The organism is Bacteroides zhangwenhongii (assembly GCF_009193325.2).
Lineage (GTDB): Bacteria > Bacteroidota > Bacteroidia > Bacteroidales > Bacteroidaceae > Bacteroides > Bacteroides zhangwenhongii.
In genome coordinates, this window is the sequence record NZ_CP059856.1 from 4,536,679 (window position 1) to 4,556,355 (window position 19,677).

Annotated in this window: 16 protein-coding genes and 4 pseudogenes; 3 read left to right on the forward strand and 17 right to left on the reverse strand. The window is 44.5% G+C overall.

Annotated features, from left to right (window positions below):
* Positions 1-21: 21 nt before the first annotated feature.
* The 5 genes from GD630_RS18035 to GD630_RS18055 all read right to left on the reverse strand — a co-directional run bounded on the left by GD630_RS18035 (position 22) and on the right by GD630_RS18055 (position 3,622).
* The gene (locus GD630_RS18035) at positions 22-2,127 is read right to left on the reverse strand and encodes a hypothetical protein (protein ID WP_032558185.1); all 2,106 of its coding nucleotides are present in this window, start codon (positions 2,125-2,127) and stop codon (positions 22-24) included.
* Between the two features lie 11 nt (positions 2,128-2,138).
* Positions 2,139-2,519: a hypothetical protein gene (locus tag GD630_RS18040; RefSeq protein WP_007758937.1), complete on the reverse strand. Its 381-nt coding sequence runs from the start codon at positions 2,517-2,519 to the stop codon at positions 2,139-2,141.
* A gap of 61 nt (positions 2,520-2,580) precedes the next feature.
* Complete coding sequence (locus GD630_RS18045) at positions 2,581-2,847, reverse strand: hypothetical protein (RefSeq protein ID WP_007751507.1); 267 nt, start codon at positions 2,845-2,847, stop codon at positions 2,581-2,583.
* 145 nt (positions 2,848-2,992) lie between these two features.
* On the reverse strand, positions 2,993-3,385 hold the full coding sequence (locus GD630_RS18050) for a hypothetical protein (protein ID WP_007758936.1): 393 nt from the start codon (positions 3,383-3,385) through the stop codon (positions 2,993-2,995).
* 21 nt (positions 3,386-3,406) lie between these two features.
* Positions 3,407-3,622 (reverse strand): hypothetical protein, encoded by a 216-nt coding sequence (locus tag GD630_RS18055; protein ID WP_007751500.1) that lies wholly within the window; start codon positions 3,620-3,622, stop codon positions 3,407-3,409.
* A 139-nt stretch (positions 3,623-3,761) separates the two neighbouring features.
* Between GD630_RS18055 and GD630_RS18060 the strand changes: the two genes are divergently transcribed.
* A complete protein-coding gene (locus GD630_RS18060) occupies positions 3,762-4,442 on the forward strand; it encodes a S24 family peptidase (protein ID WP_394368239.1) in 681 nt (226 codons plus the stop codon).
* A gap of 408 nt (positions 4,443-4,850) precedes the next feature.
* Here the strand turns inward: GD630_RS18060 and GD630_RS18065 are convergent, their stop codons facing one another.
* On the reverse strand, positions 4,851-5,093 hold the full coding sequence (locus tag GD630_RS18065; protein ID WP_007751495.1) for a hypothetical protein: 243 nt from the start codon (positions 5,091-5,093) through the stop codon (positions 4,851-4,853).
* Positions 5,094-5,489: 396 nt separating this feature from the next.
* Here GD630_RS18065 and GD630_RS21615 point away from each other — a divergent pair.
* Both GD630_RS21615 and GD630_RS18070 read left to right on the forward strand, forming a co-directional pair.
* A pseudogene (locus GD630_RS21615) lies at positions 5,490-5,657 on the forward strand (group II intron reverse transcriptase/maturase); the annotation flags it as partial.
* A gap of 121 nt (positions 5,658-5,778) precedes the next feature.
* Positions 5,779-6,867, forward strand: a pseudogene (locus tag GD630_RS18070) (TraM recognition domain-containing protein); the annotation flags it as partial.
* A gap of 102 nt (positions 6,868-6,969) precedes the next feature.
* Here the strand turns inward: GD630_RS18070 and GD630_RS18075 are convergent.
* The 11 genes and pseudogenes from GD630_RS18075 to GD630_RS18130 all read right to left on the reverse strand — a co-directional run bounded on the left by GD630_RS18075 (position 6,970) and on the right by GD630_RS18130 (position 19,657).
* Entirely contained in the window at positions 6,970-8,061 is a 1,092-nt protein-coding gene (locus GD630_RS18075) for a HigA family addiction module antitoxin (protein WP_103004147.1), read from the reverse strand.
* Positions 8,062-8,070: 9 nt separating this feature from the next.
* Positions 8,071-8,409, reverse strand: coding sequence for a type II toxin-antitoxin system RelE/ParE family toxin (locus tag GD630_RS18080; protein ID WP_103004148.1), 339 nt, complete (start codon positions 8,407-8,409; stop codon positions 8,071-8,073).
* A gap of 133 nt (positions 8,410-8,542) precedes the next feature.
* Positions 8,543-9,166: an RteC domain-containing protein gene (locus GD630_RS18085; protein WP_103004149.1), complete on the reverse strand. Its 624-nt coding sequence runs from the start codon at positions 9,164-9,166 to the stop codon at positions 8,543-8,545.
* Positions 9,167-9,414: 248 nt separating this feature from the next.
* Positions 9,415-10,725 carry a sigma-54-dependent transcriptional regulator gene (locus GD630_RS18090; protein ID WP_117795396.1) on the reverse strand — a complete coding sequence of 437 codons (1,311 nt, stop codon included), beginning with the start codon at positions 10,723-10,725 and terminating at the stop codon, positions 9,415-9,417.
* On the reverse strand, positions 10,706-13,033 hold the full coding sequence (locus GD630_RS18095) for a hybrid sensor histidine kinase/response regulator (protein ID WP_117795394.1): 2,328 nt from the start codon (positions 13,031-13,033) through the stop codon (positions 10,706-10,708). The genes GD630_RS18090 and GD630_RS18095 overlap by 20 nt, the downstream gene beginning before the upstream one ends.
* Entirely contained in the window at positions 13,033-14,958 is a 1,926-nt protein-coding gene (gene tet(Q) / locus GD630_RS18100) for a tetracycline resistance ribosomal protection protein Tet(Q) (RefSeq protein WP_004291466.1), read from the reverse strand. The genes GD630_RS18095 and tet(Q) overlap by 1 nt, the downstream gene beginning before the upstream one ends.
* A gap of 197 nt (positions 14,959-15,155) precedes the next feature.
* Positions 15,156-15,386 (reverse strand): annotated as a pseudogene (locus tag GD630_RS18105) (class I SAM-dependent methyltransferase); the annotation flags it as partial.
* Between the two features lie 430 nt (positions 15,387-15,816).
* Positions 15,817-17,058 carry an IS110 family RNA-guided transposase gene (locus GD630_RS18115; RefSeq protein ID WP_238482909.1) on the reverse strand — a complete coding sequence of 414 codons (1,242 nt, stop codon included), beginning with the start codon at positions 17,056-17,058 and terminating at the stop codon, positions 15,817-15,819.
* A gap of 365 nt (positions 17,059-17,423) precedes the next feature.
* A pseudogene (locus GD630_RS18120) lies at positions 17,424-17,995 on the reverse strand (aminoglycoside adenylyltransferase domain-containing protein); the annotation flags it as partial.
* A 48-nt stretch (positions 17,996-18,043) separates the two neighbouring features.
* Positions 18,044-18,697, reverse strand: a complete 654-nt coding sequence (locus GD630_RS18125; RefSeq protein ID WP_118409000.1) for a hypothetical protein — start codon at positions 18,695-18,697, stop codon at positions 18,044-18,046.
* A gap of 129 nt (positions 18,698-18,826) precedes the next feature.
* Complete coding sequence (locus GD630_RS18130) at positions 18,827-19,657, reverse strand: methyltransferase domain-containing protein (RefSeq protein WP_083655179.1); 831 nt, start codon at positions 19,655-19,657, stop codon at positions 18,827-18,829.
* Positions 19,658-19,677 lie beyond the last annotated feature (20 nt).

Here is a 19,677-nt window from a genome sequence, read left to right on the forward strand (position 1 = left end):
AATTCGTTCTAACGTCGTTAATTATATCTTGGCTACTGCATCATGCTCGAAGGCACTGATGTCCATATAGGCTGAGTAATCTTCTTCCTCGGCTTGTGCAGGAAGGGGAACGGCTTCCGCCTGTACCTCTGTTATCAGCTTTGCTTCCTCTTTGGCAAGGATGCCCACACGCTTGATCTTGCCGTCCTTCATCATCTTGTCGAATTGAGCTACATACTTGGACTGTTCGGTATAGGCTGCCTTGTCGTACTCGGTCTGCTCGGCTGTATTCTCATTGTAACGGGCTACGGGCTTGCAGGTGGCGATATATCGTCCGTTCTGGTAGATATATACCTCGTTGATGGTTCCGTCGGCATCGGGCAGATAATAGGCATCTACCTTGTAGTTCCTCGGCTCCAGCTTTTCGATGATTTCCGGGCTGGGCAGTCCGTATTGGTTGTACATCACCGTGCAGTAGGTGTTCTGCCGGATGGTTGTTTCGGTGTGCTGTCCGATGAACCGGTAAAGAACGGCCTTGTCCCAAGGTGCAAGGTTCGGGTTCTGATGGGCGCAAAGCACATCCCAACGGCTCATGCCCGGATAGCGCTTTTGGTTGGGGTGAGGCTGTGCGTTGAAGGTCTCAATGGCGCGTATATCATCGGCTACCAATTCTTCATAACTATAGGTCTTCACCTTGTAGGTGTTGTTCTTTTCGTCATACACCTTTTCTTCCTTCGGGCGGTTGGCCTCCAGCTTGGCATACCATCGGCCGATACCTACCTGCGTGCGTTTCTCCACACCGTATTTCTTTTCGCGGTTCTTGTGCTCGGCACGTTTTTCACGCGAGTTCCCGGGGTTACACCAGCGGATCAGGGGGAAGACGGTACCGGCTTGCATCAATCCGTCGGCAAAGTCGCTTACCAGGTGGTGTTCCACTTCTAACTCGGCGGGGATATACATGCCGTTCCGGTCCAGGGTCTGGAACATGTTTCGCATGCAGTCTAAAAATAACTCGGTAGTCTTGTACCGGTTGTAGGCATATCCCACCACAGCACCGCTCACCACATCGTAGGCATAATAGGCTTTCACTCGGTTGCCATCCTTCATTGGGCGCGGCAGGTCGCGGTCGTCAAGAGAAACCTTACTCAAGGAATATTCACCGATGCTGCGCAGATGATAAGGACGGTAGGCATTGTTGAAATCCCATTGGCTCATGTGCAGCTTACCGCGAAGGGCCTTGTTCTTGGGGTTGTTCAGGTAGTTGGCTACTGTGGCCGGGCTCAATACCAGCGGATTTCCATCCTTGTCGGTAAAGTCTGCCGGATTCAACACCTCGCCGGTTTCGGGGTCATATAGCTCCAGTTCTCCTTGCACAAATAGATTGTACTGTTCCCACACGGTGGTATTGAAGGGCTGCTCCGGTTGGGCATCGATGCTCAGCAGCAGGCGTTCAATGTCATAGGTCACTTTCCGGCGGTTCTGGTTCATGAACTTGCGGCTGATAAGGCTTTCATAGCCGTTGGCCTTGAAGTCATTCACACGCTTCTTGAAGCGGTTGGAACTGACAGGCAAGGTATGTCCGAACTCTGCTTGGTAGTAACTGATGGCTCCTGCCAGTTCGCCCCAGTTCACCGGCCCGGCCTTCATGGCCTTTCGCATAAACGTGGCATCCTCCATGGCACGCATCACTGCCTCAATTACCGAAGCGTTTACCGTATATTCTTGGATGTGTTCCGGTGGCAGTGTATCTCCGTTGTCAAAACGGAACCGGGTGTAAAATTCCCGGGCTTTCGCATCGATGTGGTAATGGCTGCCGAGCCAGTTTCTTATTACGTCTTCTTTCATATCTCCGTATTTTAGTTTTATCCTTTCCTGAAACCGTAGGGGCATGGTGGCTATTTCTACCAAAACGTAACCTCCCAGACCTCTTCCGGATCGAACTACATTGATTTTCTCCTTTGCCGCTAACTTCTTGTAATTGGGTATCGACATGATGGGAGCAAGTTCTTCTTCGGAAAGAGTGGAAGGATGAACTCCTTTCAGCGTGCGGCTTCTGCTGTAGTCTGCCTTTCCGTTCACCATCACCGGTCGGTCATCGTAAGTCAGGTCATTGTAGGATATGCACAATATCTTTCCATAATACTCCATTTCATTTCTATTTATAAGGCAGATGCCATCTGTTGGGTCTCGTGCTGCAGCTGCATGAAATCCGATACAAATTCACATTGGTAGGTTTCAGTCCGTTTTCCGTCCACGTACACATCCACATCATTGGTCTTTCTGTGGACCACGAGTTTTACACGGGGACCGAAAGTGCAGGTCATGGTCTTCTCGCACTCCTCGAAGGTGGTTTCGCAGTTCGGGATGAAGTTCCCGTCAGTCAGTTTGCCGCCTCGCTTCAGGGCAAGAGTGCGTATCCGGCGCGCCTGATCGCTGTCACGGACAAAATTCAGTGCTTGCCACACAGCCTGACGGCTGCATCCGAATGTCTTCATCAAGAAGGTCTTGGTCTCGTTATCTGTCAAAATCTGCTTTCTCATATCGTCATACTTTTTAATCGTTATCGTTCGTTCAAAGGTTTTCAACGGCTTCCGCTATTTCCTAATCACCCGTCAGTATTTCATGAAGGCGTGTCCCTTTCTGCAGTTCTTCGACCAGCACCTGCATCGCTTCCTCACACACACAGCTCACATTCTCTATCACCCGGTAGGCATCCGAGTTGCTTATCTCATCCTCCGTCATGAATTGTCCAGCCAGCTCCATCGCCTGGTCGGCAATATTCTGCGTATGTGCCGTACTGCCTATCATCGTGCGCAACTTCTGTTTGAACAGACTCTCTGCTGTTCTCGGATTGAAATTCTTTGCCATAACTCTAAATTTTAAAAGTTTATATCGTGGGGCGCGGGGAATCGAACCCCGACGGCTTTCTACGCTTTCTTATTTCGATTTACCAACTCTCCGGCCGTGCCTGCCGCCCCTGCCCGTCTTTCCGGGCTGCCAGTTATCCGGCAATCTATTTGCCTTGTTCTTCTATCATCGAAAGGACAACCATCCTGTCTTCATCCCAAAGCGGAAGCCCCAATTCAATGGTCCGTTTCACCACTTCCATCTCACCGACCAGCCCTACCGCTTCTTTGCGGAAATCGGTATCGTCATACGCATGTGCCTTGCCAATCAGAAAATCGGTCAGGTTGTCGATAACTTCCTTTTGACGTTCACATTTCATTTCATAGTTCAGCACTCGCACATGAACATCGCGGATAATCCGGCTGTCCCCATGTTTCTTGAAATCTTTGCAGAACTCATCCTTGTTCATCGAAGTGTTCAGATAAACCGCATGGATGTAATCAAAATCCTCTGCTGTAGGGGTTATCCCCGTCCGTTCCATAAATTCTTGCTGTGTCATAAACTCACTTATTTTATTGTATTATTCTGCATCTTCAATTTTGAAAGAAAAGCACTTATCCGCCAATACTCTTTTTACAAAGTCTAAGTCGTATCTATCAGCTGAAAAGAAAACTGCCTGATAATCTACACTGGGATAAGCCTTGATTGCTGTTGTATCTACCATCTTCTTGACCAGTCCGTAAAGAGCTTCGGCGGTCTCGGCTGTTGCTTGAGCTATAATTACTTTTGCTTTCATTTTCTTTAATCCTTAAAATTCGCTAATCACACGCCTTTTTTGTATATTTGGCGCGCTGTTTACATCTTAAACACGCTGCAAATATATAGAATTATTTCAATACATCAAACTAAATATGGAAGAAAATCAATATAAGGATATGAATTTTATAGAAAGACTTCAATATTTCATGGAGAAAAAGGGCATAAATGACAATCAAATGACTGTTAATGCCGGTCTTTCTGTTGGACTTATTGGGAAAGCAAAGGTGTCTGGCAAAGGCATGAGCTCAATGAATATTGAAAAAATTCTATTAGCCTATCCGGAATTATCTGCCGATTGGTTACTTACTGGTGCAGGAAGCATGTTGAAAGATGATTTGAACGGCATTAAAACAATAGACGAAGCAAATTCTTCGACTCTGCCTACCACATCTATGAACCCATCCATCGGTACACCATACTACGATGTGGACTTTATCGGGGGCTTTGATGAAGTGTTTAATTCACAGGTAAACATACCTGCCACCAACATTGTAATAAGGGGATTCGAAAAAACCAGCCTTTGGTGCAATGTCACCGGGCACTCCATGGAACCCAAAATAAACCATGGCGACATCATTGCCCTGCACCAATGCACACTCAACGACATCCAATATGGCGAAATCTATGCAGTGGTGTTGGATACCATCCGCACCATTAAAATCCTCCGCAGGTCGCCGGATCCGGACAAGCTGCGCTTCATCCCCATCAACACCAATGACTACGATGAACAGGAATTCGACAAATCACGCATCATCAATGTCTTTGAAGTAATCGGAAGTATCAGCAAGTTCTTCTAAGTGGTACACGCATGCCTCCTACAGAAGGCTAAAAAAGGACGCACGCACACACTTTTGAAGGAATTTACCTGAAGCAAACTCGTAAATACACTGTAAATCAAAGGATTTATTTTATTATAATAAGGTATATCACACAAACAAGTGTCGTTTTTCCTCTCTGAAAACAGAGAAAAACGGCACTTGCTTTCATTTATAACATAGTTTCCTATTTCGGGCGTACCCTCTGAGAACTGAAAAAGTAACCCCTAAAGTAACCCCTAACTTAAAGAAGTAGTAACCCCTAACAGTAACCCCAATAGTAACCCCTAACCAAATAAAACCAACCGTAGGGGCATAAAAAAAGGGAGCCATAAGCTCCCCAATCAGCATTCAAAGAAATAACGCCTACAAGCCTTTCTAACGGCGCTATTATATCGTTCTAACCATTCCCTTACTACCACCCGAGATGAGCGTAGATTGCTTAATTATAGCCTTTTTCGTGCATATTGTGCCGTTACCAGACAGCCCGGCATGAAGCAGGTAATTCTTGGTTGCCCCCACCTGATCTGCCGTCAGAACCGTATAAACAGCCGATATACTGCTGAAATACCAATCTTTCTGCTTCGTCCCGTCTATTTTATGCAGCAAATGCACATGAATCACTTTTGCCATATTCGTTTCTATTATGCTGCAAATATACCAAATAATACTTATTTGGAAGAATTTTAAGGCAACATCTTTAAAAATAGGCACAAAAAAACGGCCACACAGCCGTTCACACCATCATATAACAAAATCCATCAACCCAGCCATAAAACGGCCACACAGCCGAAAATAAAACCCTTCCAGGCCGTTTTAGCCCCATCTGCAAGCCCGATGTAAAGCAATCCCCCGAATATCCGAAGAAAAGCCCCTCAAACGTAAAGCAGATGTAAGCCATGTAAAGAGAAAAACCGCTTCGAAATATTCAGCCCATTTTCCCGATCATGCCTAAACCCTTTGGTTTTCAAAACCTTTCGCCCATTTTTCCCGACCATTGAAAAAACCGCTTCGTTCTATGCCCCATATAAGTCTCTCTTATATTTATGGAACAAGCAGAACCGGATTTGTCCGTTATGTGGCAAGGAAATAGATTGTACAAAAGCATGGAACGTCAACGAAATATCTGTTGGTGGTTCGATTGTACGGCAACTTGTCCACAACAACTGCTACAAGCGAAATAAACGAAAATGTTGAAAGTATGAGCCGATTTCTAACAACAAATAGAAATATTGAGTTGCTTGAGCCGTATGAGGGGAAACTCTCATGTACGGTTCTTAGGGGAGAAGGGGGCAGCAATGCCCTTGACTTACCCGATGTGCAGAAGCAGGGCGACTTCTTCGTGGAATCGCCCATCATCCTCTTCGCTGCCATCATCTGGTTCCTGCGCATCTACGAGGGCGGCAGGTATTGCACTTTTCCCCATGCCATCGAACTGCTCAACCGCCGCTACGAGGATGTGTTTCCCATTCTGACGAGCTATCCCGAACTGGAGAACTACCTTTCCCCCTTCATGGACGCTTGGCAGGGAGGAGCGATGGAACAGCTGCAGGGACAGATTGCCAGCGCGAAGATTCCGCTCTCACGCATGATTTCGCCACAGCTCTACTGGGTGATGTCGGACAGCGAGTTCACGCTCGACATCAACAACCCCGAAGAACCGAAGATTCTCTGCGTGGGCAACAATCCCGACCGACAGAACATTTATGGCGCGGCACTCGGATTGTATAACTCCCGCATCGTGAAACTCATCAACAAGAAGGGGATGCTGAAATCGTCGGTCATCATCGACGAGCTGCCCACCATCTATTTCAAGGGACTGGACAACCTCATCGCCACGGCACGAAGCAACAAGGTGGCGGTGTGTCTGGGATTTCAGGACTTCTCGCAGCTGGTGCGCGACTATGGCGACAAGGAGGCGAAGGTGGTGATGAACACCGTAGGCAACATCTTCTCCGGGCAGGTGGTGGGCGAGACGGCCAAGACGCTTTCGGAGCGTTTCGGTAAGGTGTTGCAGAAGCGGCAGTCCATCTCCATCAACCGTCAGGACGTTTCCACCTCCATCAACACGCAGATGGATTCACTCATCCCGCCCAGCAAGATTTCCGGCCTCACGCAGGGCATGTTCGTGGGTGCTGTCTCCGACAACTTCGACGAGCGCATCGAGCAGAAGATTTTCCATGCGGAGATTGTGGTGGACAATGCGAAGGTCGCCGCCGAGACGAAAGCCTACAAGCCCATTCCCGTCATCACGGACTTCACGGACGAGCATGGCAACGACTGCATGAAGGAGAAGGTGCAGGAAAACTACAACCGCATCAAGGACGAGGTGAAGCAGATAGTCAAGGACGAGCTGGAGCGCATTGCCAGCGATGAAAGCCTGAAGCATCTGTTGCAGAATAAGTAAGAAAAAGGCAGTAGTGGACAATGATTCCGCTACCGCCTAAAATGAAGAACGCCCTCCAAGTATGCTGCCTTGCGGCTCGCCTGGAGGGCTTATTATATCGTGCTAATTGAAAAGCTCTATCTTTTCTATCAGAGTTGAATGTGCGGTAAATGGAATTACCTTCTTGTGCTGCAATCTTCCGACAATGATTGCGGGATGTACATTGAACTTTTCTGCATAATATCGAATCGTATCAGCAGAAAAATCTCCCTGCCTGATTATCTCGTTTTCCTCTGCCTGAGACAGTAAGGTGCGTGAAGAGAAAGCATCGGCCTCTTCCTCCTTTTCCTTCTGTTTGTCCGCATATTCAATGTCTTCCAAGAATATGTCTTTCTTGCCATGTAGCAGGATGTGTCCCAATTCGTGGAAGAATGTGAACCAGAATATGTCGTTTCTCTTATGTCTTCCCGTCATCTGAATGCAGGGCGCATCATTGATCCATCTTGTGGAGCCGTTGATGGGAGCCTTGGGCAGACAAGGTGTATAAACCAGCTTGACGCCCACCTTGGCACACAGTTCCTGCAATGCCACGGCAAAATCAGCAGGATGCTCAGCACAGAGGCTTTTCATGGCAGGGATAGCTTCACGCAGTGCCTTCTCGGAAAACTCGCAGACTTCCGTTTCTGCTGCCTGCACTTCTCCCTGACGCAGCCATGCGGATATGGCGTGCGGCTCTTTGGTGTTATTGAGGGATATACGGAATGCCACTTTCAACTGTTGGTTCAGGTAGTAGTCTTCCCATGCCCTTTCCGTGCTGACCTGAAAGAACGAGAGCAATGCCTTGACTTTCTCCTCAACCGTCTTTACCATGGGAATCCAGCCCAGTTCCATCATTTTTGCCAAGGGGAACGAACATGCCCATTCGTATGCCAGGGCCAGTTGCTCTTCTCTTTTCTGTCGAGCAACATACTCATCATACCCGCGCTGTATGTTCAGCCAGAAATGTGCGGGAATCTTTGTGACACTCTCGAACGCCACAGCCATATCAGAGGTCACACTACTCTTGCCGCCAATGACGGCAAAGATGGTCTTCTCCGGTTTTGAAGTGCGCACAGCAAACTCCTTTACGCTCATCCCCATCTCTTTCAGTTTGTCTGAAAGGGTGATACCGGGATGAAACTCCACCGGCGGAACGAATTTCTTTAAAGTTGCCATAATACTATACTATTTACCGTGATAATTCACTATTTCTACAATTTCTACTCCTTTTATCTCTATCCAGACATACTTGCCGTTTTCGTCGGTCGGAATAGGGTCTTCATGAGGCTCAAATATCAGCCGATACGGCTGGTCGAGGTCACAAGCCCATTGTCCTTTCCTGTTTTCGCTCAGTTCATGATAGCGTCCTGGCAGGTAACGCACATCTTCCAAGGTGTCGGCTCGATAGAGATCTCGAAGACGCTTCTGGAACAATTCAGCTCTTGTCTGACCAAGTTCCTTTAAGCATTTTCGTGGGTCAGATGCTATCTTCTCCAGTTTCTTGCTCTGAAAGAATATATCCATTGGCTGTCTATATTTGACTTACATATTCTATTATACTTTTCTGCTGCAAAGTTACAACTTTATTTTCAAATAACAGATAGTGTTATTCAAAAATAGGTGATAATTTATGCTTTTTTGGCTAAATCACATCCTTTTACCGCCTCATCCGCTCCAATTCCTCATCCCGTCGAATCTTCTCATTGAGTTTCTTCTGCATCTTGTCGATGAAATAGGTGCGGCTGGGATTCTTGCGCAGTTTGATGGCGGAGTAGTAGCGGTAACACTCCTTGGTGTCGAGTCCGAAGAACTCGTAGAGGGCAGGGGCGAGCACCTTCAAGGGAGTCTCGCCGTTGTCTATACAGCCCATCTCGCTCAGCCCGTAAACCAGCTCCACAAGGTCGAGGGTGTTGCCCGTCCATTGCAGGGACTTCTGTGTTTTGCTTTTTGCTGTGGGGATAACGGTGGGATGGATGTTGGATGTGAGTGGTGGCACTTGGGGAGCTGCAAGGAACTTCTGCATCTTGCGCACAAAGGCAAGGGCTTTGCGTACATATAAGTCGGTCATGCTTTTTCCGGCAGCTGTATACAGCGTGTTATGATACTGCAATTCGTTCTCGGTATATGCCAGTGTAATGGCAGCTTGGTTGCGGTCAGCACATTCATGGCATAACGATATGACTGAGCTTATGAAACCACCGTATGCGGTCTTCAGACAGCCGCTGTCGGCTTCGTTAATCATGGCGAAAAATTCTGTTTCCGCCAATATGAGGTAGTTCATGTTCTTTTTCCATTTGAGGGTTTATAGTTGCTTGTCGTTGTGCGCACACTGATATACAATGCAAAATGCGCTCCCTCAAATAGGAAATCGTGAAGCTAGATATGTTTTACACTGATTTATAGCGACATAAACAGCGAAAATATTTTTAGACTGATTTTTCTGAAGGACAAAATGTGTTCACAATCTGAACACGTGTACATTTTCTGAACACGGTTATTGTTCAGAAAATGTACACACATAAGGCTTGTTCATTCTTTTGCGTCGTCAATTCCGTATTCTTCGATTTTGTTGTACAGCGTTGTCCTGCCAATGCCCAATAGTATCGCCGCCAGCTTTTTGTTCCCGTCAGTTTGTTTCAGAGCCCGCAGTATGCGGTCTTTCTCTTCTTCATCACTCTTTAGCGTAAAACCGATGGATGAAGCTGTTTGTTCATTGTCAAGTTCCAGACTATTCTCCGTTATGATATCGCCTTCTGTGTGCAGTACGGCTGACAGAATCTTCTGTTTCAGCTCACGTACATTGCCCGGCCACGGATAGGCGAGCAAGGTTTTACAGGCGGATGTGCTGAAGCCTTGTATGTTCCGTTCCAGTTCCTGATTGGCTATTTCGCGGAAAAACTCAGCCAACGGGATTATGTCCTCCGGACAATCGCGCAGAGGAGGTACTGTTATCACATATTCCTGCAAACGATATAGCAAATCCGGTCTGAAGCGTTTCTCGGCAACGGCTTTATGCAAGTCCTCGTTGGTTGCAGCAACTATACGCACGTTGGCTGCCTTGTCCTCTTTGGCCCCTATCGGTCGGTAACGTCGTTCCTGTATGGCACGGAGCAACATCTGCTGCATCTCCGGCGTCAGGTTACCGACTTCGTCAAGGAATAACGTTCCGCCTTCGGCTTCTTGGAAATACCCGGTTTTATTGGTATCAGCTCCGGTAAATGACCCCTTGAGATGCCCGAAGAAAGCGGATTGCGCCAATGACGGAGATAACGCCCCGCAATCCACCGCAACGAAAGGTTTGTCAGACAGTTTGCTTTGGGCATGGATGTGTTGCGCGATATGCTCTTTCCCTGTCCCGTTTTCTCCAAGTATCAGCACACTCATACGTGTGGCAGCGACAAGGCGTACCCGCTTCTTTATATTCTGATATGCTGCGCCTTGTCGAATAAATATCGGCACTTGGCGTTGCGCCAGTCTGTCCCGTTCTTCCTGTATGGAACGGATTAGCGGTAGCAGTTTGTCTTCCAGCAGAGGTTTCTGTATATAATCTTTTGACCCGAGTTTCATACTCTCTACTGCCGAACCGACTTCACCGTAGTTTGTCATTACGATGAACGGATGACGCATTTCATTTTTGCGCATCCATCTTAACAGTTCTATACTGTCACCCTCGGGTAAACGCAGGTCGGCAAGCACGATGTCATCATCCCCAATCTTGGTCAACAACTTCTTGGCTGTATTGAGATGGTATGCCTGCTCGGTCTTGAAGCCGCCTTTTTTCAGAAGGTTGCAGACATATTCGTTATAGACGGTATTGTCCTCAATCACATAGATTTTCATTGAGCTTCCTCCTTTCGTTTTTGGCGACATTGATGATCATATTACCTTTCTCCAATATGGATGATACCGCACGTTGCAACTCCGCTTCCGAACATTCATTTTCCCGATGCAACAATTCGTATAGTTCCCACAGCGGTTTATCAGCATGAATTACAGCCCAAGAGCTGCGCAGGCGGTGTATCCATTCGCCCAAAGCCATGCGGTCGCCTCTTGCTCCGGCATTCCTTACGTCCTGCACGTCCTTCTCAGTTTCGGTTATCAGGCGGTCAAGCATTGCCGCCTTGTCACCGTAAGCAAGAAGGGAGGCCAGATCAGGTATTTCCTCTTTGCTGGTGTTGGCTGAAAGGCATTTTTCCGATGCCTCAATCAGTTCTGACAGTGAGAATGGTTTGAACAGGCAGGCTGTAAAACCTTGCGCTGTCAGTTCCTCAGCTTCGCAACTGCCGGATGCAGTTGCCACAATGACGGGTATCTCTTTTGAGTTGCCGACGCTTGATGAACGCATCAGTTCCAATACCTCAAAGCCGTTCATCTCCGGCATCTTCAAATCCACGATTGCTAAATCATAATGCCGTGTGCGCAACGCCTCCATCATATCACCGACATTGCTGAAGGTGTCGCAATGCACTCCGACACTGGCATACATCTCTTTTACCATGCCCAGCACTATCTCGTTGTCATCAAGTGCGACAACCGAATACGTCTTTTCAAGGCGTTGTTCTGACCGTAATTCCGGCTTTTCGGCAATGGCATCCGCAACCAACATAGGTATTCGTACTGTAAAACGGCTACCTTTCCCTTTCTCGCTTTCAACCCGTATTGTTCCGCCAAGCATATCAACAATCCGTTTCACGATACTTAAACCCAGACCGAATCCGTCTTGTGTGGCTGCATTGGACAGGCGTTCAAATGGATCGAATATCCGTTGTTGCTCTTCTTTGTTCATCCCGCTGCCGGTGTCTTCCACGCTTAACACAAGGTAGCCTTCTGTATGGCAAAGACGGAATGATACGCTTCCGGATTGTGTAAACTTGACAGCATTGGACAACAGGTTGTTGCCGATATGAATGACACGTTCTTTATCACCTGCCAAAATAACGTCCGAATCACATTCGATTGTCAGTTTAAGGTCTTTCTTCTCTGCTTGTGGAAGGAATTCCGCATTAAGCATCTCGGACACGCTTTGCAGGCGAAACGGAGATACTTTTGGTTGCTCCTTCCCGTTTTCCAGCCTGAAAAATTCAAGCAACGAGTTCAGCATGGTTGTCATATGCCGGGATGCCTGTAACATATTCACTGAATAACGACCGGCACATTCTGCATCGTTTTCATGTATAAGCTCTGCGTAGCCGTTTATCGCTGTCAATGGTGTGCGCAGCTCATGGGTAATGGTATGCACGGCTTTCTTACGGGAAGCTATCAGTTCCTCATTTGCACGGACAGACTGTTGCAATCGCCCTATCAGTTCTTCCGTTTCCTTTTCATAACGGTTGATTCTTCTGTTATTGCGGTGTATTATGATGTAGGATATGAGCAGCAATACCAAGGCAATGGCGGTCATGCTCCCGACAAGCATATACGAGTTCTCCCGCATGGTCATTATCTCGGCCTCACGATTTTGCAGGTCTTGATATACTTTTGTGTCCATATGGGAGATAAGTTCTTGTAACCGGTAATTCAATTCTCCGTTGCGGGCGGCAAGGCTGTCGGCGTGTTCCGACAGGCGGCGGCTTTGTGTACGCTGTTGTGCTATTGCATCGCGGTGGAGCGTATAGAGCATAGTCGTGGCTGTTGTCTGCTTCGGCTTTTCTTTTTTGCCGAAAATGCCAAGAAATCCCTTGCGTTTTGGCTTGACAGGCTGCTCCTGCGCACTCTTTTTTGCAATGACCGGAACCTGTCCGGCAATCTTCTTGTTAATGGAATCTTGCTTTTCAAGAACTTGCACGATTTTCCGCATCTGCACTTCTTTATCTTCCAGTAGAAAGCGCAGACTGTCTATCCGTTCAGACGGGTAGGTCTTCTTAAAACCGCACAATATGCTGTCCATCACCATACGTTGGGAGTGGTAGTTCTCCAAATCATTGGCATCCCATTCCAATATGGTTTCCCCAAGCAGAGAAAACTCTATCATTTGAACATATGCAGAATGTAACTGAAGGCGGAACCTATCTATCTGTCGGTTTTCTTCTTCAAGTCCTTCCAGTTTCTGCCATTCATAGAAACTGGTATATGCGATACATCCGACAAGAATGGAGATAAGTATATATCCCAACCGTATTGCCTTATAGAAATTTCCTGACCGCTCCATTATTTTAATGACATTGATTTTTGGAACATGAATAAAAGTTTATCTTTTTCGTTCATGCGGATATTATCAGAATAACCGTCTTTTGTTATTTGATACCCACATGGCTTAACCATAAAAATGCCTAAGCCCTTAGTGTACGAACTTACTTCTGAGGCATAGTCTTTACTTGTATTTAATGGAACTTTCCCTTTAATATGACACCACTCATTATTACAACTGATGTCTTCAATCTCAGACATCAGTTTTTGCAAATCTGTAATAGCTTTGGAACTCGCTACTTGGGGTATCTGCAACTCAAAACAGAGCATCGGTTCGAGAATGTCCACACCTGACTGTTGCAAAGCCAGCCTGAAGACATAAGGGGTCAGCTGTCTGAAATCAGCAGGTGTACTTACCGGGCTATAATACTCGGCTTGAGTAAAAGTTACTTTCAGATCTGTCACTTCCCATCCATGTAAACCAGATTGGCAAGACATACGAATCCCTTCAAAAACGGCATTTTGAAAAGAATGGTTCAGATAACCATAGGAGATGTCACTTTCGATTTGCAACCCTGCCCCTAACGGTAAGGGTTCAAGAGTCAGCCCTATTGTGGCCCAGTAAGGGTTGGGTGGTACTTCGATCTGAATAATCTTATTGACCTTTTTTATAGGTCGTTCTTTGTAGATAGTCTTGATCTCATCAAAATGGACCTTTACGGAAAATCGTTCTTCCAGCAATGTCTGTATGATTTCCTTTTGGGTCAAACCATATAACGAGATTTCCAATTCATCACTATATGAGTTTATGGAAAAGGACAAAGACGGGTCTTCAATCCACAATGTATTCAGAGCGGATATCACCTTGCTTCTCTCTTCGGGCTTATTTGGCCGGACGGAGGATTTGAGAGCGGGATGCTGATGAGATAATCCTTGAATCAAACAAGGTTTAGCACCTAAATAATCTCCGATTCGAAAATCTTCTATATCTTCTACAATCGCGATATCATTGGCACCCACTTCATCAACATTTATCTCTCTGCCCTGATAAATAGTCTTTAGATTTTTAATCTTGATGAATTTTTCCGAATCGTTGATTCTTACAACGTCTCGAAGTCTCAGACTTCCGTCAATTATTTTAAGAAAACTTCTTTTATGCCCTTTGGGGTCATGCTCTATCTTATAGAGATAAGCTGAAAGTCTGTTTGAGACTGATGCCGGAGGAAGTATAAAAGAAGAAATGGCGTCCAACAACTCATTGATACCGATATTGAACATTGCTGATCCATGTAGCACCGGATAGACTTTGGCTTTTGCCACAAGAGCGATTATCGTATTCCAATAATCAGCCGGTGAAATTTCGCTATCCGCCAAATATCGTTCTAATATATCGTCGTCATGGTTGCATACAAATTCTTTGTATTCTTCCTTTATATATGTTTGGGAGCAAACCGGATAAACCGATCCATCGACAACAGTTTGCATAAACAGGACATCTTGCGACAGATTTGTTTTTATATCCATATACAAACGCTCCAAATTCACACCGGCACGGTCAATCTTATTGATAAATATAATTGTCGGGATTTGCAGCTTTTGTAAAGTACTGAACAGCAACTTTGTCTGCGCTTGTATGCCTTCCTTTGCGGATAAGATGAGGACTGCTCCATCAAGCATTTTGAATGTCCGCTCCACTTCCGCAATAAAATCCATGTGTCCCGGAGTGTCAATGATATTGCATTTCACTCCATTCCAGATAATAGATGTCGTAGAAGCCCGGACAGTAATTCCTCTACGTTTCTCTATATCCATAGAGTCCGTTATGGTGTCACCATTATCCACACGGCCGCACTTTTCCGTTGCTCCACTGGCAAACAGCAGATTCTCGGTTACGGAAGTTTTTCCTGCATCAATGTGAGCAAGAATTCCTAAATTTATAATATTCATTTGGATTAAGCAATAATATACTACAGTAGATGCATTGTCGAAACGCACCTTTTAATACCTCCTCGTAGCATATGAGAACTACAGGATTACTAACTCGTATTAATATGTATATTATTACTGCCGCATAACGATTACAAAATTACACAAAAAAATATATCTAACAAAAGTGGGAGGATTTTTTAACTTTTTACCATAGACATTTTATGAGAAATATCAACACCTACAACAGAAGAAGCACCGTGTTCCATCGCATAAATACAGTGCCATCCATAGCCGCATCCTAAATCAAGCACACGCTTATCTTTAAAATCCGGCAGCAGCTTTCTCAATGTTTCCCATTCTCCTGCACCGGCTAGTCCCTGCTGTGAGCGACTCATTTGACTGTATTTTTGAAAAAATATATTATCATCATATTTGTTTTCTTTCATCTGAATTCTCCTCGTTTAAAAAGTTATTTATCTCCGTTGCAATTTTTTTCACTTCTTTATAAAGCTTCTCGGTCATATCGTAGCATTCAAAAAGTGAAAGACCGAGTACTTCAAAAATATGATTAACTCTTTCATACGAAAATTATTTGTGCCGTTTTAGTTTATAACGGCTGTTTTTACTTTGTTTTTATGTATTCTCTGAGCCAATGACACAAAAATAGAGAGCACTCACTGTTGGGCAAGTGCGCGGCTGGCATGTTCGGCAATTTATATTTATACTGCTGAGTTGATGTTGAATTTTCATACACGTGCTCATAATGTCACAAACTTTGCCTCTCAGCAGTTGGGACCAGTTTCATTTTCGGACTCGGGATGTTCCAGTAAAATTCGGCCTTGGATTAACTCAGTCCCCAGTTTTATATTGTGTAGGCTAATCTTTTTTCTTCGTCAGGACTACATGGTAGCCAAGTTTCTTTAACTCACCTTTCAGGTATTCCTTGCGTTGCTTCTCTTTCTTCTCAGGCACATAACTGTCTCCAAGCTCCTTGTATCTTCCGTCTGTTGACAACACATAGTGTATGCACTTGAGAAGGGAGTGCCCAACGGCAATCAACGCCTTTTTGTTGCCCTTGCGTGGGGCAAGTCGGTTGAAGCGTTCCATGAAGAACGTCCCTTTTGTTCGTGAGGCAGCCCATGCGGCTTCAACGAGTGTAGCCCTTACATGCTTGTCTCCGTGGCTCGTCCTTCCGCTCTTCTTCTTGCCAGCACTTTCGTTGTTGCCTGGACACATTCCTGCCCAGGAACAAAGATGCGCCGCAGTAGGAAAGTTGCCCATGTCAAGACCAATCTCGGCTATCAGTTCCTCGCAGGTGCGGTTTTGCACTCCGGGTATCTCGCTCAGCCTTGCAATGACATCTTCGTAGGGAGAGAGGATTTCCTTGATATGCCTGTCCATCTCCGTGATTTCCTCCGTGAGCCGTCTGTTGCATGAACGTATCTTCTGAAGCATGTATATCTTGTGGCTGTTCATATAACCCGTGCATGCCTCAAGCATTTCCTCCGCGGAATGCAGACAACGCTTGTGTCGTACAGACTCTATGTCTGCCAATGTCGGAATCCTGCCATCGCAAAGCATTTCTATCAGTTTGGTCGCAGTTGAGCCGCTCGTGTCGCTCAGAACGCTGGACAACTTGACATTGCCGTCCTCAAGCGTACGGATGATGCGGTTCTTGTTGGCCGACACCGTTTCTATCAGCTTGCGGCGGTAACGAGTAAGATCCCTAAGCTCGCGCTGCTCACGAGGGGGAATAAAACTGGGCTTGAGCAATCCTGCCATTAGCAACTGGCATATCCACTCACTGTCGTTCTTGTCTGTCTTGTGACCCGGAACATTCTTGATGTGACGGGCATTGACAATCCAGATGTTGCGGATGTAATCCTCGAACACGTTGTATATCGGTTTCCAATACACTCCAGTGCTCTCCATCGCAACGTGAGTGATTCCTAATGATACCAACCATTCTCTCAATTGTGTCAAAGAACTCGTGAAGGTGTCAAAAGACTTGGTCTCCTTACAGATCCCTTCGCCTTGGACCGTCGCTACCACCACCTTCTTGTGGATGTCCATACCGCAACCGCGCGATACAACCTGATCGAAATGAATCCCTGCCATAATCGTCATTATTAGTGATATGCTAAGATATACTAATAAGACGTGCGACAGAACATTTTCATTTACTTTGGCGACTTCTAAATTGTCATGAGGGTTTCGGCATATTTTTCAGGTTTATATTCAAAAGTTTCAAGCAGTTTTATAGCTTTCTTTTCGCCCTTTATTTGCTTACCCTTGACATCAAAACTACGCACTCCACGTGGCTCGAGTTGATGGAATTGATGTCTTTGGCTAATTTTAGAGCCCGACGTATGCGGAAACATATCTATCAATTTTTTACTGTTTTTTGAGAAAACGAGGTATGAGGGAACATATCGAAGTAATAAACACCAATAATACGCATTAAAAACTAATCACTGTTGTATTTAAACTATTCGAAAAGGATTTAAATATTAAGGGAAGACTCTATAGATCTTTTCAAATAATTAACGAGTTCAATTATCTCAGTCTCCATTCCTTCCCACTTGTCATCATAATCTCCCAAATAAGCCTTTTTTGCTTTTTCAAGTAAAGTAGCATGCTCTTTGGCTAATTTAGGTATCGCCCATTCAGCAGCCTGATCTTTTGAGCAAATTCTACCGGAAGAGGATGTCAGCCACATTCTGGCTAAAGTTAAAATCACATTGTGTTCGTCACCTTCAATGCTAGCTATCAACCCGGGTAAGGATTCTTTAATCGCCCTTCGAATATCTGTCATTGGTACAGGCTCAATCACTTCTGTTGCCTCTGGTCCGAAAAGGTTAATACTATTTTCTCTTAATTGAGATAAAAGAATTGCTAAATCGGGATCATAAGTTGGCTCAGGAATTGCTCCCTTATCAAACTGCTCCCTTAGCCACTCACCATACATAAATTCATGTTTAGGAGGAAATTTCCAAGGGACAACATCCTTTTGATTTATGACCGTAACTTCAAGTGGTCTAATAGCATTTATGTTTCTATATAAGGCAAAGAGGATAATTTTTCTGTCACTGATTGAATAATATTATATCTCAGGTTTTAAAGTTAGCGAAATTGTTTTCTTGTTTAAATCTAAAAATGTCAAATTTGTATTATTTATTAAAGCTAACGTGGAATATGTTATAATTTCACTTATGCATTGAGTTAGATTAAATTCAATATACTGATTGGAAGAAGCCATAACATTTCCACTGCAGACAATAGAATTATCAGAGATGTCAATTTTTTTACCTATTAAGCGCAAAAAATCAATCATATCATAGACATCCGTTTTTAAATATGGATTTTTTATGATAAATTTTTGTTTGTTAACAGATAAAAGTAATGCCGTTTTAGTGGCCCCTCCTACAAGCGGTCCACTCAAATCTTCGCTAGAGTATGAAAAATTTTTTATATCTAACTCGGTTATATCGCTATTGTCACCAAAATTACCTATTATTCTATTAGATTCTATACTTATTTTGTGATTAAAACATTCAATCACTGAAGCAATATGAGAAAATGGTCTATTATGTGAATCTATCGAATCACCAATTTGACAACCTCCAGAACCATAATATTCAAATTTTCCTAATGCAATTAATAGCGCCGGGCACAAATACATAGAACCATGAATACACTTTCCTAAAGTCTCTGTCCGAGATAAGTGTTGGTATGCATAACTGACCTGTTTATTCATTTTCTATGAATGCCCTGGGTAAACGAAAAGGAACAAGGTATATTTCATCCTTGTTCCTATCGGTCAGTATGTGCTATTCAGTTCAACAAATTGGAATTTGTTGCTCCGTCAAACTGAAAGTTTCAAGCGTTATAGACTTCCCACAAATATCTCTGCATCAATCGTCAAAGTTTTTAGCTTTTTGAAATCAATCTCAGTTTTATCTACATGGAAGAGCAGTGGGGTCATGTCTGCAAAAATTTTAATATCCTCTAACGGCATTTCATATGATTCTGAAACTCTTTTTTGGTAAATAACAGAATACTGCTTCTTGAATAAGTTAATCACATTCTCATTGGAATACTCTTGATTTTTCAAATGTTCTTTTGCAATGTTTCTGAACTCCATCAGATGTTTATTCCCAGGAATAACCTTTACAATATAGCCGCTATCCGTCAGAACTCTATTGAACTCCAAATAATTAGCTGGTGTAAATATGTCCAGTATACAGTCTACTGAGTGGTCTCTAATTGGCATATTTTCCAAATCACCCACAAACCACTTTATAGACTTACTACCGTCTCTTTTTGAAGCAAGGGAAATGGCATCTTTTGAAATATCAAAAGCAACTATATCTGCTTGAAATAGTTCTTTGATTTTTCTAGAATAATATCCTTCACCACATCCGACATCAAGAATAGTTGTTATGTTTTCAAGCTTGCTCAATATATGTGTTATCTCCGTAAGAATATGTGAATAGTATCCCTTTTCTAAAATATCCATTCTGCTTTCAAAAGAAGTTCTGCTATAATGCTTAGATTGCTTTTGATTTAATGCAAAATTCACATATCCTAATTTAGAAATATCGAAACAATGCTTATTACTACACAGCAAACTATTGCCTACCATCTTTAACTTTCGTTTACATATTGGACAACGAAAAAGCTTTTCGCTGTCATTAAATCTAATAATTTTATTCATGACATCCTCCATTATTACAT